A 15,028-nucleotide genomic window follows, 5' to 3' on the forward strand; every position below is an offset into this window, starting at 1 on the left:
AAACGACACGGCCCGCTCGAAGCGGGCCGTGTTGCTTTGGGCTCGGGGAATCGGGCGTGCCGGCTACAAGGGCGACACGCGGCGCGCCACGCCGCCCGTTTCGGCCGAAGCAAGGGTCCGGCTATGGAGCCGCACGGGCGTCATCCGCGCCCCGGCTGCGCGACGATTCGCCGCACACGGAGCGCACACGGCGGCCGCAAGCGAACCGCACAAACCCGGACTCACGCCTTCCCGCCCGAGGCGGCCCCCGTGCTCTTGACGATCGTCAGCGCCGACGAGATCGCCGTGCCGAGATCCGACAGATTCGCCGGCACGATCAGCGTGTTGCCCTGCTTCGCGAGATTCGAGAACGCGCTGACATACTGCTCGGCGACCTTCAGGTTCACAGCGTCCATCCCGCCCTGCGATTGCATCGCGTTCGCAATCTTCTGGATCGCTTGCGCGTTCGCTTCAGCCACCGCCAGAATCGCGGCGGCCTCGCCCTGCGCCTGGTTGATCGCGGCCTGCCGTTCGCCTTCGGATTTCTGGATCGCTGCTTCGCGCGCACCCGACGCGAGATTGATCTGCTCCTGCTTGCGGCCTTCGGAAGCGGCAATCAGCGCACGCTTTTCGCGCTCCGCGGTGATCTGCGCCTGCATCGCGTGCAGGATTTCCTTCGGCGGCGTCAGGTCCTTGATCTCGTAGCGCAGAACCTTCACGCCCCAGTTCGCCGCGGCCTGATCGAGTGCCGACACGATGTTGTGGTTGATGAAGTCGCGCTCCTCGAACGTCTTGTCGAGTTCGAGCTTGCCGACCACCGAGCGCAACGTCGTTTGCGCGAGCTGCGTGATCGCGAGCACGAAGTTGCTCGACCCGTACGACGCCTTCATCGGATCGGTCACCTGGAAGTACAGCACGCCGTCTACCTGCAGCTGCGTGTTGTCGCGCGTGATACAGACCTGGCTCGGCACGTCGAGCGGGATTTCCTTCAGCACGTGCCGGTAGGCGATGCGATCGACGAACGGCAGCACGATATTGAGACCGGGCGACAGCGTCGCGTGATAGCGCCCGAAGCGCTCGAGCACCCACGCATGCTGCTGCGGCACGATCTTCACCGTCTTCGACACGATCACGATCGCGATGACGAGCAGGACCACCCAGATGATCAGCGAATCCATGAAGTATTCCCTCCTTGTTGTATCGGCGGGCGATCAGCCCGCGGGTTTCGCCACGACCACGAGACAATTGCCGCGCACGGCACTTACCTGATACACGTGCGCATCGTCGCGCTCGCCGTTCTCGAGCTCGACGTCCCAGTCGGCGCCGCGATACTGCACGCGCGCGCGGCCGTCACGCCACGCGTCGACCGTAACGGTCGCGCCGATATCGAGATTGACGTCGGGATTCGTCGACGTGTCGCGCTTCTGCTTGCGGCCGAGCCCCGAACGCCGCAACACGATCATCGCGACGATCGCGACCACCCCCGCCGCACCGAACTGCACGTGCGGCGCGAAACCGGCCAGCTGCAGCAGCCCGCCCGCGAGAAAGCCGAGCGCGATCATCAGCAGGTAGAACGTGCCCGTCAGCAACTCGGCCACGACCAGCACGCCCACCGCGACCCACCAGAACAGATGCCCCGACATCATTGCGGTCTCCAGAAAAACATCTCCCACGTTCACTTGCGTGGCATGGAACCAGAATACGCGCTGAAGCGCTGTTCCGGATCGATTTGTTCGTGGCGCCCGAGAGAGCGGCCGGCACGCCTGGGGCAACCCGGTTCGTACCGACAAACAAAAACACCCCGGTATCTACCGGGGTGTTTATAGCACGAACCTTGCAATTTGCCTTCATTGAAGGAGCAGCAGCGCCGCTCCTTCGTCGATGGCAAGTTACCGACCGTTACTTCCGGTTGGCGAGCGCCTGCCACGTATCGATGATCGTGTCGGGGTTCAGCGAGATCGACACGATGCCTTCGTCCGTCAGCCATTGCGCGAAGTCCGGATGATCGGACGGGCCCTGGCCGCAGATGCCGACGTACTTGCCCATCTTGCGGCAGGTATCGATCGCGCGCTTCAGCAGGAACTTGACGGCCGGGTCGCGTTCGTCGAAGTCGACAGCCAGCAGTTCCATGCCCGAATCGCGGTCGAGGCCGAGCGTGAGCTGCGTGAGGTCGTTCGAGCCGATCGAGAAACCGTCGAAGAACTGCAGGAAATCTTCGGCGAGGATCGCGTTGGTCGGGACTTCGCACATCATCACGAGGCGCAGGCCGTTTTCGCCGCGCTTCAGGCCGAACTTCTCGAGCAGGCCGACGACACGCTCCGCCTGCTTCACGGTACGCACGAACGGCACCATGATCTCGACGTTGGTCAGGCCCATCTCGTCGCGCACGCGCTTCAGTGCACGGCACTCCATCTCGAACGCCTGCGCGAAGTCTTCAGCGATGTAACGCGACGCGCCGCGGAAGCCCAGCATCGGGTTTTCCTCGTCCGGCTCGTAACGCGAACCGCCGATCAGCTTCTTGTACTCGTTCGACTTGAAGTCGGACAGACGCACAATCACGGGCTTCGGATAGAACGCCGCCGCGATCGTCGCGACACCTTCCGTCAGCTTGTCGACGTAGAACTGACGCGGCGATGCATGACCGCGCGCGACGCTCTCGACGGCCTTCTTCAGGTCCTGGTCGATGTTCGGGTACTCGAGGATCGCCTTCGGGTGAACGCCGATGTTGTTGTTGATGATGAACTCGAGACGCGCGAGACCCACGCCGCCGTTCGGCAGTTGCGAGAAGTCGAACGCGAGCTGCGGGTTGCCGACGTTCATCATGATCTTGACCGGGATTTCCGGCAGTTCGCCGCGCTGCACTTCCGTGACTTCCGTCTCGAGCAGGCCGTCGTAGATCTTGCCTTCGTCGCCTTCCGCGCACGACACGGTGACGAGCGCGCCGTCCTTCAGGATGTCGGTCGCGTCGCCGCAGCCGACGACTGCCGGCACGCCGAGTTCACGCGCGATAATCGCCGCGTGGCAGGTCCGGCCGCCACGGTTCGTGACGATCGCGGCTGCACGCTTCATCACCGGCTCCCAGTTCGGGTCGGTCATGTCGGCCACCAGCACGTCGCCCGGCTGCACGCGTTCCATTTCCGACGGATCCTGGATCACGCGCACGGGGCCCGCACCGATCTTCTGGCCGATCGCACGGCCCGTTGCCAGCACCTGCGACTGGCCCTTCAGCTTGAAGCGCTGCTCGGCCTTGCCGCTCGCCTGGCTCTTCACGGTTTCCGGGCGTGCCTGCAGGATGAAGATCTTGCCGTCGCGGCCGTCCTTGCCCCACTCGATGTCCATCGGACGCTGGTAGTGCTTCTCGATGATGACCGCGTACTTCGCCAGCTCGATCACGTCCTCGTCGGTGATCGAGTAGCGGTTGCGCTGCTCGTGCGGCACGTCGACCGTCTTCACGCGGCCCGGCTCGCCCGGCTGCGTGAATTCCATCTTGATCAGCTTCGAGCCGATCGAGCGGCGGATGATCGGGTACTTGTCCTGGGCGAGCGTCGTCTTGAACACGTAGAACTCGTCCGGGTTCACTGCGCCCTGCACGACGGTTTCGCCCAGGCCGTAGCTCGACGTGATGAACACGGCGTCCTTGAAGCCCGATTCGGTGTCGATCGTGAACATCACGCCGGCCGCGCCGACGTCCGAGCGGACCATGCGCTGCACGCCGGCCGACAGGGCGACTTCCGCGTGCGTGAAGCCCTTGTGCACGCGATACGAGATCGCGCGGTCGTTGTACAGCGACGCGAACACGTGCTTCATGCGGTCGAGCACGTCCTCGATGCCGACGACGTTCAGGTACGACTCCTGCTGGCCGGCGAACGATGCGTCGGGCAGGTCTTCCGCGGTAGCGGACGAACGCACGGCGAACGACAGCTCGCCCGGCGAGCTGTTCTTCAGGATGTCGAACTGCTCACGGATTTCCTGCTCGAGACGTGCCTGCAGCGGCGCATCGACGATCCACTTGCGGATTTCGGCGCCGGCTTCGGCGAGCGCCTTCACGTCGTCGATGTCGAGCGACTCGAGACGCTTGGCGATGCGGTCGGTAAGGTCGTTGTGCTTGAGGAAATCGCGGAACGCGAGCGCGGTCGTGGCGAAACCGGTGGGTACGCGAACGCCTGCTTCGGAAAGCTGGCTGATCATTTCGCCCAGCGACGCATTCTTGCCGCCGACGATCTCCACATCGGTCATCCGCAACTGCTCGAACGGAATTACATACGCCTGGTCCTTTGCGACGTTTGCTGCGTTAGTCATACAAGCCCCTAAGTGTGAAAAAAATGCTCGATTGCGCAAGTGGGCTTGGACGCGGGCGCTTGCAAAAAGGCGCGGCGCGTCTTGCGCAACCTGTTGGAGAAACAATCGCAGCGGCGGATTATCTTCCGACCCGATTTGCAAAAATCCCGGCAGAAGGGCGATATTTTCAGACAAATCGCCAAACTTGCCGGGAATTTTGGAATCGAGCGGAGAACCCCGGGGCGCCGTTCGCGCCCTGCCCCCGCAATTGCTTATCCAACAGGTTGCCGCTATTCTACCGTGCCGGCTGCCGGATGTGGCGCGACCTTGTCACTGCGTCTGGAGGCGAACCTCCAGCCGCCCGCGCAACCGCCCTTCACGTTCGACGCCCAGATTCATGCTGCCTACCGTATTCATCGTCTCCGACGGCACCGGGATCACTGCCGAAACCTTCGCGCATTCGATCCTCTCCCAGTTCGACCAGAAATTCCGCCTCGTGCGCGTGCCGTTCGTCGATTCGCTCGACAAGGCCTATGCGACCGTCGAGAAGATCAACGAGGCCGCCGTGCACGACGGCCGCCGCGCGATCGTGTTCACGACGCTCGTCGACAGCGAGTCGAACGACATCGTCAAGCGCTCGAACGCGCTCGTGCTCGACATGTTCCAGCGCTTCGTCGAACCGCTCGAGCAGGAACTGGAGCTCAAGTCGAGCCACGCGATGGGCCGCGGCCACCAGAACGCGGACACCGAGGAATACAAGACCCGGATCGAGGCGATCAACTTCTCGCTCGCACACGATGACGGCCAGTCGAACCGCAACCTGTCGGAAGCCGACGTGATCCTCGTCGGCGTGTCGCGCAGCGGCAAGACGCCGACGAGCCTGTATCTCGCGATGCAGTACGGCGTGAAGGCGGCAAACTATCCGCTGATTCCGGAGGATTTCGAGCGCGGCAAGCTGCCGTCGGCGCTGTCGCCGTACAGCGAGAAGCTGTTCGGGCTGTCGATCGACCCGCAGCGCCTGTCCGAGATCCGCAACGAGCGCCGGCCGGGCAGCAAGTACGCGGCGCCCGAGAACTGCCGCTACGAGATCAACGAAGCCGAAGCGATGATGCGCCGCGAGGGGATCAAGTGGCTGTCGTCGACGCACAAGTCGATCGAGGAAATCGCGACGACGATCCTGCAGGAAATCCGCCTCGACCGGCAGTCGTATTGAGCCTGAGCGATGGTGCGCTCGCGGCCGCCTGGCCGCCTGGCCGCCGCCGGATACAACAAGGCCGCGTCGAACGCGGCCTTTTTCAATGGTGCGAACCGAGCACGGGGGCGGCGTCACCCACGCCGCTGCTGGCGCACCTGCTCGAACAGGCAGACCGCGGCCGCGGCCGCGACGTTCAGCGACTCCATCCCGCCCGGCTGCGGGATCGTCACGCGATGCGTGGCCGCGTCACGCCAGAACGCCGATACCCCGGCACCCTCGTTGCCGAACACCCATGCAACGGGCCCCGACAGGTCACAGTCGTAGACCGCCTGCGCGCCGTGCGAATCGGTCAGCGCGACCGGTACGTCAAGACGCGCGGCGAGCGCATCGGCTTCGACATCTTCGTGGATCGACAGCAGGAAATGCGCGCCCATGCCCGAGCGCAGCACCTTCGACGACCATGCGTACGCGGTACCCGGCGCACAGAACACGTGGCGCACGCCGGCGGCCGCCGCACTGCGCAGGATCGAGCCGACGTTGCCGGCGTCCTGCACGCCGTCGAGCACGACCGACGACTGCGTCACGCGCTCGGGCAGCGGCTGTGCCGGCCGGTCGACGAGCAGCAGGAAGCCGACGCCGTTGACCACGTTCGACAACTGCCCGAACAACGCATCAGGCAGCGTGACGATCCGTTGTGCATCGATGCGCGCGACGATCGCCTGGGCCTCGGCGTGGCCGAGTGCGCCTTCGGTCGTGACGCACAGCTCGGGCGTCGCGCCCGTGTCGAGGTACGCGCTCGCGAGATGGAATCCTTCGAGCAGTGCCTGGCCGCCGCGGCGCTGATGGGACGTCGAACCCGCGAGCGCCTTCAGGCGCTTGTACAGCGGGTTGTCGCGGGAAGTAATGCTTTTCATCGAATCAGGTCGAGTGCCGCACGAACCGGCGCGAACGACCGCCGATGGGCTTCGCACGGGCCGTGCTCGCGCAGGGCGGCAAGGTGTTTCACGGTGCCGTAGCCCGCATGCACGTTGAAGCCGTACACGGGGAAACGCTCGTGCAGGTCGACGAGCATGCGGTCGCGGGTGACCTTCGCGAGAATCGACGCGGCCGAGATGCTCGGCACGAGCGCATCGCCGCTGACGATCGCCTCGGCGCGCACCGTCAGCGTCGGGCAGCGGTTGCCGTCGATCTGCGCAAGCGTCGGCAGGATCGACAGGCCCTCGACCGCGCGCTTCATCGCGAGCATCGTCGCGTGCAGGATGTTCAGCGTGTCGATCTCGTCGACGCTCGCCGATGCAACGCAATACGACAGCGAGCGCGCGACGATCAGCTCGTACAGCGCATCGCGCTTCTTCGCGGACAGCGCCTTCGAATCGTCGAGCCCGTCGATCGGCTGCGCCGGATCGAGAATCACCGCGGCGGCCACCACCGGCCCCGCGAGCGGGCCGCGGCCCGCTTCGTCGACGCCGCAGACGATCTCGTCGGGATGGCTGAAATCGAAACCGCCCTGCACGTCGCTCGACGCGCGGCGGCGTGGTGCACGTACTGCGGTCATGCGCGCCCCTTGCGTTGTTCGAGCACGCGCACGACCGCTTCGGCCGCCTTCGCAGCCGTGTTCTGCCGCAGCGAAAGATGCATTTCGGTAAAGACTTCGGTCAGCGTGCGACGGTTCGCGTCGTCGCGCAGCTGCGTGAGCGTCGCATCGGCAAGCGCCTCGGGCGTCGCGAAATGCTGCAGCAGCTCGGGCACGACGAAGCGCCCCGCCAGGATGTTCGGCAAGCCGACGTACGGCAGGTAACCCTGCCGCCGCATGATCTGCCCGGTCAGCCAGGGCACCTTGTATGAGATCACCATCGGCTTCTTCAGCAGCGCGGCTTCCAGCGTGACCGTGCCGCTCTTCACGAGGATCGCGTCGGCAGCCGTCATCGCAACCTGCGAGCGGCCGTCGGTGATCGTCAGCGCGAGCTGCGGATGGGCATCGACGAGCGGTTGCAGCAGCGCGCGCAGCGCGGGCGTGGCCGCCGGCATCACGAACCGTACGCCAGGCTCGCGCTGCTGCATCAGCGCCATTGCCGCGAAGAACGTCGGGCCGATCAGTGCGATTTCCGAGCGCCGGCTGCCCGGCAACACGGCGATCACCGGGCCGTCGGCCGGCAATCCGAGCGCGATGCGCGCGCCGTGCGTGTCGGGCTCGAGCGGAATCTCGTCGGCGAGCGGATGGCCGACGTAGGTCGACGCAACGCCTGCCTTGTCGAGAATCGCCGGTTCGAACGGAAACAGGCACAGCATGTGATCGACGGACTTCGCGATCTTCTTGATCCGGCCGCCGCGCCATGCCCAGATCGACGGGCACACGAAGTGGATCGACGGGATGCCCGCGTCGCGCGCCGCCTGTTCGACGTTGAAGTTGAAATCGGGCGCATCGACGCCGATGAACGCGTCCGGCCGCTCGGCGAGCAACTGGCGCTTCAGCTCGCCGCGAATCCGCAGGATTTCGGGAATCTGGCCCAACGCCTCGACATAGCCGCGCACGGTCAGCTTGTCCATCTGCCAGTGCGAGTCGAAGCCGTGTGCGATCATTCGCGGGCCGCCGATCCCGTAGTACTGGGCCGATTCGGGCAGCCGCTCGCGCAGCCCGCCGAGCAGCGACGCGCCGAGCAGGTCGCCCGACGGTTCGCCGGCCACCATCGCGAGCCGGAGCTGAGTGGTCGGAAGCGGCATCGCTTAGCGGATGATGCCGCGTTGCGACGCGTCGATGAACTCGACGAGCGCCTTCACGGGTGCGTCGCCGTCGCCGCCCGCCGCCGCCAGCTCGCGCAACTGCACTTTCGCTTCCTCGAGCGACAGGCCGTTCTTGTACAGCAGGCGGTACGCGCTGCGCAGCGCGGAGATCGCGTCGGGCGAGAAACCGCGCCGGCGCAGCCCTTCGACGTTGATCCCGTGCGGTTCGGCCTTGTTGCCTGCCGCGATCACGAACGGCGGAATGTCCTGCACGAGCGCCGATGCGCCGCCCAGCATCGAGTGCGCGCCGATGCGCACGAACTGGTGGACGCCCGACATCCCGCCGACGATCGCCCAGTCGCCGATCTCGACGTGGCCGGCCATCTGCGCGTTGCTCGACAGGATCACGTGGCTGCCGACCGTGCAGTCGTGACCGATGTGCACATAGGCCATGATCCAGTTGTCGTCACCGAGCGTCGTCACGCCGCCGTCCTGCACGGTGCCCGTGTGGATCGTCGTGAATTCGCGGATCGTGTTGCGGCTGCCGATCACGAGCTTCGTCGGCTCGTCCTTGTACTTCATGTCCTGCGGACGACCACCGACCGACGCGTAATGGCCGATGCGGTTGTCCTCGCCGAGCGTCGTATGGCCTTCGATCACGCTGTGCGAGCCGATCGTCGTACGCGCGCCGATCGTGACGTGCGGACCGACGATCGCGTACGGGCCGATCTCGACCGATTCGTCGATCTGCGCGCCCGGTTCGACAATCGCGGTGGGATGAATCCTGGTCATGCGCCGTTGCCTCTCGATGTGATGTGTCGCGTTGCGTTGCCTGTCCGTGCCGCGTCGCTCAGGGCGCCACGTCGGTCGTCTTGACCGTGCACATCAGTTCGGCTTCCGCCGCCACCTTGCCGTCCACTTCCGCCACCGCCTTGAACTTCCAGATACCGCGGATGTAGCGTTCGAACGTCACGTTCAGAATCAGTTGGTCGCCCGGCTCGACCGGACGCTTGAAGCGCGCGCCGTCGATCCCGACGAAGTAGTACAGCGTGTTCTCCGGATCCTTCGGCTGCTCTTCCGAGAAGGTCAGCAGCGCCGCGGCCTGCGCGAGCGCCTCGAGGATCAGCACGCCCGGCATCACCGGCCGCTTCGGGAAATGCCCCTGGAAGTACGGCTCGTTGATCGACACGTTCTTCAGCGCTTTGATGCCTTTGTGCGGTTCGAGTTCGAGCACGCGATCGACGAGCAGAATCGGGTAGCGATGCGGCAGCAGCGTGAGGATCTTGTGGATGTCGAGATTGATTTTTTCAGTGCTCATGATGGTTCGTCTCACGCAGAGGCTGCGCGGTGGTGATGCAAAGGCTGAAGCGGGCCGTCGTGCGGCCCAGTCTGGCAAACCGGGCCGGTTGCGCTGGCCGTACCCGGTTCGAGGTCTCGCATGATGCGCTCAGGCGTCCGTGCCGCCCTGGGCGGCGAGCGCGGCTTCGAGCGCCTTGATGCGCTCGCGCAGCTTGTCGAGGTTGCGCACGAGCGCGGCGCTCTTGTTCCACTCGCCGTGGTCGACGGCCGGGAACGCGCTGGTATAGATGCCGGCCTTCGGCAGCGACTTCGATACGCCCGATTTCGCGGTGATGATGACATAGTCGCCGAGCGTCACGTGGCCGGCGATCCCGGCCGCGCCGCCGATCATGCAGTGGCGGCCGATCGTCGTGCTGCCCGCGATCCCGGCGCTGCCGGCGATCACCGTGTAGGCGCCGATCCGGCAGTTGTGGCCGATCTGCACCTGGTTGTCGATCTTCACGCATTCCTCGATGACGGTATCCGCCATCGCGCCGCGGTCGATCGTCGTATTCGCGCCGATCTCGACGTCCGGGCCGATCGTGACACCGCCGACCTGCGGGATCTTGACCCAGCTGCCGGTGCGCGCGTCGCCGTCGCCGACGAAATCCGGCGCGAAGCCGAAGCCGTCGGAGCCGATCACGGCGCCCGCATGAATGATCGCGCGCGGGCCGACCTTGCAGCCGTGGTACACCGACGCGTTCGGGTACAGGTGCGAGCCCGCGCCGATCGTCGTGCCGCGGCCGATGAACACGTTCGCGTCGAGCTGCACGCCGTCTTCGATCACCGCGCCGGCCTCGACCGTCACGTGCGGGCCGATCACCGCGCTCGCGGCGACCTGCGCGGCCGGGTCGATCGTCGCGCTCGGATGCACGCCGGCCGCGCGCGGCGGCGTGGCGAGATCGATGAACATCTGCGCGACGCGCGCGAAGTACGCGTACGGATTCGGCGTCACGATGAAGTTGCGGCCGCTTGCGGCCGCGCCCAGCTTTTCCAGATCCTTCGGCGCGATCAGCACCGCGCCGGCGCGGGTCGTCTCGACCTGCGACAGGTACTTCGGGTTCGCGAGGAACGCGAGTTGCTGCGGGCCTGCCTGGTCGAGCGGCGCGAGGCCGCCGACCGTGCACTGTGCGTCGCCGGCGATCTCGCCGCCGAACCGCTTTACGAGTGCCTCAAGCGTCAATGCCATTCGTCGTCTGCTCCGTTCAGTTCGCCGAGCCGGACGCGAGCGCCTTGAGCACCTTGTCGGTGATGTCGATGCGCGGGCTGACGTACACGGCTTCCTGCACGATCAGGTCGTAATTCTGCTGCTCGGCGATCTGCTTGATGACCTTGTTCGCCCGCTCGAGCACGGCCGCCAGTTCCTCGTTGCGGCGCTGGTTCAGGTCTTCGCGGAACTCGCGCTGCTTGCGCTGGAAGTCGGTATCGAGCTGGGCGAGATCACGCTGCTTCTGCGCGCGGTCGGCCGCCGACAGCGACGCGCCGTTCTTGTCCAGCGAATCGGACATCGACTTCAGGCGCGCCGCCAGATCCTGCAGATCCTTGTCGCGCTTCGCAAACTCGGCTTCGAGCTTCGTCTGCGCCGCCTTCGCGGGCACCGACTCGCGCAGGATCCGATCCGAATTGACCGCCGCGATGCGGGCGACGTCCTGTGCGTGCGCCGTTGCCGCGCCCAAGGCCAGCGCAACGGTCAGCGCGCACATCACTCGTTTCGAAAACTTACCGGTTAGCAAAATTACCCTCTCGTTGCTGTTGTCATGCGTTCGATCAGAACGCCGTTCCGATCTGGAACTGGAATTTCTGGTACTGGTCGCCTTCGTGCTTCTGCAGCGGGAAGCCGAGGCTCAGCTTCAGCGGGCCGATCGGCGAGATCCACGCGAGACCCACACCATAGCCGTAACGCAGGCCGTTGGCGCCCGTACTCGTACCGCCCGGCGCGTTGCCCCATACGTTACCGCCGTCGAGGAACGTGAACACGCGCAGCGTGCGGTCGTAGCCCGTGCCCGGCAGCGGGAACGTCAGTTCGATGTTGCCGACGACCATCTTCGAACCGCCGATCGGGTCGTTCGTCTTCGTGTCGCGCGGGCCCAGCGAGCTCGGCTCGTAGCCACGCACGGAGCCGATACCGCCCGCGTAGTAGTTCTTGAAGATCGGGTACGGGTTGCCGATACCGTTACCGTAGCCGCCTTGCAGGTTCAGGCCCAGGATGAAGCCGCGCGAGAACGAATAGTAGTACTGGGCCTGCAGGTCGGCCTTGTAGTACTGGATCTTGCCGACCGGCACGCCGTACTCCATGTTCGCCTGCGTGAAGTAGCCGCGGCTCGGAATCAGCGCGCTGTCACGCGCGTCGCGCGACCACGCGACCGTCAGCGGCACCGTGTTCGACACGCGGCCGAACTGGTTCACGTAATCCTGGTAGCTCTGCGGCGTGTTCGAATCGACGTCGAGACGGTTCTGCTCGAAGCCCGCGCCGAAGTAGACGGTGTCGACTTCCGAGAACGGGATGCCGAACTTCAGGTTGCCGCCCGCGCTGATGATCCGGAAGCTCGAGCTCGTCGAATAGTAGAGCGGCTGGTACGTGCGGTAGTAGACGTCCGTGATCCGCTTGATGCCGTCGACCGTGAAGTACGGGTCGACCTGCGTGACGGTCAGCGTACGGTAGCTCTTCGCGGTGTTGACGTTCACCGACAGGCTGGTACCCGAACCGAACACGTTGTCCTGCGACACGCCGGCCGACAGCACGACCTTGTCCGTCGACGAGAAGCCCGCGCCCAGCGTGATCGCGCCGGTGGGCTTTTCGTCGACCTTCACGTTCACGTCGACCTGGTCGTTCGTGCCTTCGACCGGCACCGTCGTCACGTCGACGTTGGTGAAGTAGCCGAGACGGTTCACGCGATCCTTCGACAGCGCGAGGCGGTTCGAATCGAACCACGAGCTTTCGAGCTGACGCATTTCGCGGCGCACCACTTCGTCGCGCGTGCGCGTGTTGCCGACGACGTTGATGCGGCGCACGTACACGCGGCGGCTCGGATCGACGACGAGGTTCAGGTTCACCTTGTGGTTCGCCTGGTCGATGTCCGGCTGCGCGTTGACGGTCGCGAATGCGTAGCCGTACTCACCGAGCTTGTCGACGATCGACTTGGTGGTCTGTTGCAGCTTTTCGGCCGAGAAGCGGTCGCCCGGCTTGATCTTGATCAGCTTGTTGAGTTCGGCTTCGCGATCGAGCAGGTTGCCCGACAGCTTGATGCCCGACACCGTGTACGGCTCGCCTTCGTGCAGCGTGACCGTCAGGTACATGTCCTTCTTGTCGGGCGAGATCGACACCTGGGTCGAATCGATGTTGAACTCGAGATAGCCGCGGTTCAGGTAGTACGAGCGCACCGCCTCGAGGTCGCCCGTGAGCTTTTCCTTCGAGTACAGGTCGTTCTTCGTGTACCAGGAGAACCAGTTCGGCGTCGACAGCTGCATTTCGTCGCGCAGCGTGCTGGTGCTGAACGCCTTGTTGCCGATGAAGTTGATCTGGCGGATCTTCGCGCTCGGGCCTTCGGCCACCGCGAACAGGATCGACACGCGGTTCGCGTCGACCGGCGTGATCGTCGTCTTGACCTCGGCCGCGTAGAAGCCGCGCGTGAGGTACTGGCGCTTGAGCTCCTGCTCCGCCTTGTCGACGAGCGCCTTGTCGTAGTAGCGGCCGTCGGCGAGGCCGACTGCGCGCAGCGCCTTCGTCAGGTTGTCCTTGTCGAATTCCTTCGTGCCGGTGAAGTCGATCGACGCGATGGCCGGACGCTCCTGCACCTGCACGATCACGACGTTGCCCTGCGTGGCGATGCGTACGTCGTTGAAGAAGCCCGTCGCGTACAGCGCGCGGATTGCTTCGGATGCCTTGTCGTCCGTGAAGGTATCGCCCTGCTTGATCGGCAGGTAGGCGAACACCGAACCCGCTTCGACGCGCTGCAGCCCCTCGATCTTGATGTCTTGCACCACGAACGGTGCCGCTGCATGGGCCGCGAGGCCGTGCGCGGCGAGCGCGGCCGCTGCAACTGTCTTAGGTACAAAGCGATGAGGTTTGAACAACATGCATCCCCAATATTTAGCTGCATCAAATCAGGCGGCTGCCCAGCGGCCGCCGCCTGACGCTTCAGAAATGGATTAACCGAGCCAGATCGTTGAACAGCGCGATCGCCGACAATGCGACGATGCAGATCAACCCGGCTCTTTGCAGAATCAGCTGCCAGCGCTCCGAGACGGCTTTCCCGGTCGCGGCTTCAACCGCATAATATAACAGATGCCCCCCGTCCAAAACGGGAATCGGCAACAAGTTCAGGACGCCAAGGCTAATGCTGACAAGGGCGAGGAAGGACAGGAACGCCGACGGACCGAGCCGCGCACTCTTGCCCGCGTAGTCCGCGATCGTCACCGGGCCGGACAGGTTCTTCAGCGACGCGTTGCCCGTGATCATGCGCCCGAACATCTTCAGCGAGTACACGGAGATGTCCCACGTCCGGTGCGCGCCAAGCTGCAGGCTCTCGATCGGCCCGTATCGCACGTCGACGGACGGCGCATGCATCGACAGCGCCGCGCCGATCCGGCCGACCTCCTGCCCCGATTCGTCGTCGCGCTGCACCTGCGGCACGATCGACACCGTCCGCGCGGCGCCGTCACGCTCGATCTGCAGGTCGAGCGGCTTGCCCGCATGGTGTTTCACGAAATCGATGAAGCGCGACGCGCCGCCGATCGGCTTGCCGTCGAGCGCGACCAGCTTGTCGCCGGGCTTCAGGCCCGCCTGCTCCGCCGCGCTGCCGGGCTGGACGGACGCGACCGACAACGTCCCGCCGCCGGCCTCGAAGCCCAGATGGGCCATGAAATCGTCGTCGAGCTGACTTTCAGGAACATTGCGGAGATCGACGCGGAAATCGAACGTCGTGTTGCCGTCGCGTGCGCCGAGCACGATCTCGCGGTGATCGAACGCGGCCGCCAGCAGCTTCCAGCGCAGGTCCGACCAGGACCGCACCGGCTCGGCCTCGCCGCCCTGCGCGTTGCGGATCGACACGACCTTCTCGCTGCCGTCGAAGCCCGCGCGCGCCGCCACCGTGCCGGTGGCTGGCGGTGCGACGATCGCGGCCGGCTCGGTTACGCCGGTGGCGAATACGACGGAAAACAGCACGATTGCCAACATGAAATTGGCAATCGGCCCGGCCGCGACGATGGCGATGCGCTTGTAGACGGATTGCCGGTTGAAGGCCTGGCCGAGTTCCTCGGGCGGGATGCCGGGGCCGGGATCGCGCTCGTCGAGCATCTTCACGTAGCCGCCGAGCGGCAGTGCCGACAGCGTCCACTCGGTGCCCGTCCTGCGGCTGACCCAGCGCGCGACGGGCTGGCCGAAGCCGATCGAGAAACGCAGCACCTTCACGCCGCACCAGCGCGCGACGCGATAGTGTCCGTACTCATGCACGACGACCAGCACCCCGATCGCCACCGCAAACGCGACCAGTTCGACCAGCACGTTCATGAGCACCC

The 15,028-nt window shown here is 65.3% G+C and carries 13 protein-coding genes; 1 reads left to right on the forward strand and 12 read right to left on the reverse strand.

Features of this window, described 5'->3' with window-relative positions:
- Nucleotides 1-221 precede the first annotated feature (221 nt).
- The 3 genes from FFS49_RS04865 to ppsA all read right to left on the reverse strand — a co-directional run bounded on the left by FFS49_RS04865 (nt 222) and on the right by ppsA (nt 4,278).
- Nucleotides 222-1,157, reverse strand: coding sequence for an SPFH domain-containing protein (locus tag FFS49_RS04865; RefSeq protein WP_105818659.1), 936 nt, complete (start codon nt 1,155-1,157; stop codon nt 222-224).
- Nucleotides 1,158-1,190: 33 nt separating this feature from the next.
- On the reverse strand, nt 1,191-1,625 hold the full coding sequence (locus tag FFS49_RS04870; RefSeq protein ID WP_039342754.1) for an NfeD family protein: 435 nt from the start codon (nt 1,623-1,625) through the stop codon (nt 1,191-1,193).
- Nucleotides 1,626-1,878: 253 nt separating this feature from the next.
- Entirely contained in the window at nt 1,879-4,278 is a 2,400-nt protein-coding gene (gene ppsA / locus FFS49_RS04880) for a phosphoenolpyruvate synthase (protein ID WP_039342751.1), read from the reverse strand.
- A gap of 376 nt (nt 4,279-4,654) precedes the next feature.
- Here ppsA and FFS49_RS04890 point away from each other — a divergent pair, with 376 nt between their 5' ends.
- Nucleotides 4,655-5,470, forward strand: coding sequence for a pyruvate, water dikinase regulatory protein (locus tag FFS49_RS04890; RefSeq protein ID WP_006483812.1), 816 nt, complete (start codon nt 4,655-4,657; stop codon nt 5,468-5,470).
- Between the two features lie 113 nt (nt 5,471-5,583).
- Here FFS49_RS04890 and FFS49_RS04895 read toward each other — a convergent pair whose 3' ends face one another.
- The 9 genes from FFS49_RS04895 to rseP all read right to left on the reverse strand — a co-directional run bounded on the left by FFS49_RS04895 (nt 5,584) and on the right by rseP (nt 15,020).
- Nucleotides 5,584-6,366: an RNA methyltransferase gene (locus FFS49_RS04895; protein ID WP_105818660.1), complete on the reverse strand. Its 783-nt coding sequence runs from the start codon at nt 6,364-6,366 to the stop codon at nt 5,584-5,586.
- Nucleotides 6,363-7,007 (reverse strand): ribonuclease HII, encoded by a 645-nt coding sequence (gene rnhB, locus FFS49_RS04900; protein WP_105818661.1) that lies wholly within the window; start codon nt 7,005-7,007, stop codon nt 6,363-6,365. Before rnhB ends, FFS49_RS04895 begins: the two co-directional genes overlap by 4 nt.
- Complete coding sequence (gene lpxB, locus FFS49_RS04905; protein ID WP_039342739.1) at nt 7,004-8,173, reverse strand: lipid-A-disaccharide synthase; 1,170 nt, start codon at nt 8,171-8,173, stop codon at nt 7,004-7,006. Before lpxB ends, rnhB begins: the two co-directional genes overlap by 4 nt.
- Nucleotides 8,174-8,176: 3 nt before the next feature.
- Nucleotides 8,177-8,965, reverse strand: a complete 789-nt coding sequence (gene lpxA / locus FFS49_RS04910; RefSeq protein WP_039342737.1) for an acyl-ACP--UDP-N-acetylglucosamine O-acyltransferase — start codon at nt 8,963-8,965, stop codon at nt 8,177-8,179.
- Between the two features lie 58 nt (nt 8,966-9,023).
- The gene (gene fabZ, locus FFS49_RS04915; RefSeq protein WP_011352450.1) at nt 9,024-9,491 is read right to left on the reverse strand and encodes a 3-hydroxyacyl-ACP dehydratase FabZ; all 468 of its coding nucleotides are present in this window, start codon (nt 9,489-9,491) and stop codon (nt 9,024-9,026) included.
- A 129-nt stretch (nt 9,492-9,620) separates the two neighbouring features.
- Nucleotides 9,621-10,700, reverse strand: coding sequence for a UDP-3-O-(3-hydroxymyristoyl)glucosamine N-acyltransferase (gene lpxD / locus FFS49_RS04920; protein ID WP_071334674.1), 1,080 nt, complete (start codon nt 10,698-10,700; stop codon nt 9,621-9,623).
- 16 nt (nt 10,701-10,716) lie between these two features.
- Complete coding sequence (locus tag FFS49_RS04925; protein ID WP_039342730.1) at nt 10,717-11,214, reverse strand: OmpH family outer membrane protein; 498 nt, start codon at nt 11,212-11,214, stop codon at nt 10,717-10,719.
- Nucleotides 11,215-11,278: 64 nt separating this feature from the next.
- Nucleotides 11,279-13,588 carry an outer membrane protein assembly factor BamA gene (bamA, locus tag FFS49_RS04930; protein WP_039342727.1) on the reverse strand — a complete coding sequence of 770 codons (2,310 nt, stop codon included), beginning with the start codon at nt 13,586-13,588 and terminating at the stop codon, nt 11,279-11,281.
- 61 nt (nt 13,589-13,649) lie between these two features.
- Complete coding sequence (rseP, locus tag FFS49_RS04935; RefSeq protein WP_105818662.1) at nt 13,650-15,020, reverse strand: RIP metalloprotease RseP; 1,371 nt, start codon at nt 15,018-15,020, stop codon at nt 13,650-13,652.
- Nucleotides 15,021-15,028 lie beyond the last annotated feature (8 nt).

This window comes from Burkholderia sp. 4NA327C6 (assembly GCF_005502655.1).
In the GTDB taxonomy this organism is placed as follows: Bacteria; Pseudomonadota; Gammaproteobacteria; order Burkholderiales; family Burkholderiaceae; genus Burkholderia; species Burkholderia contaminans.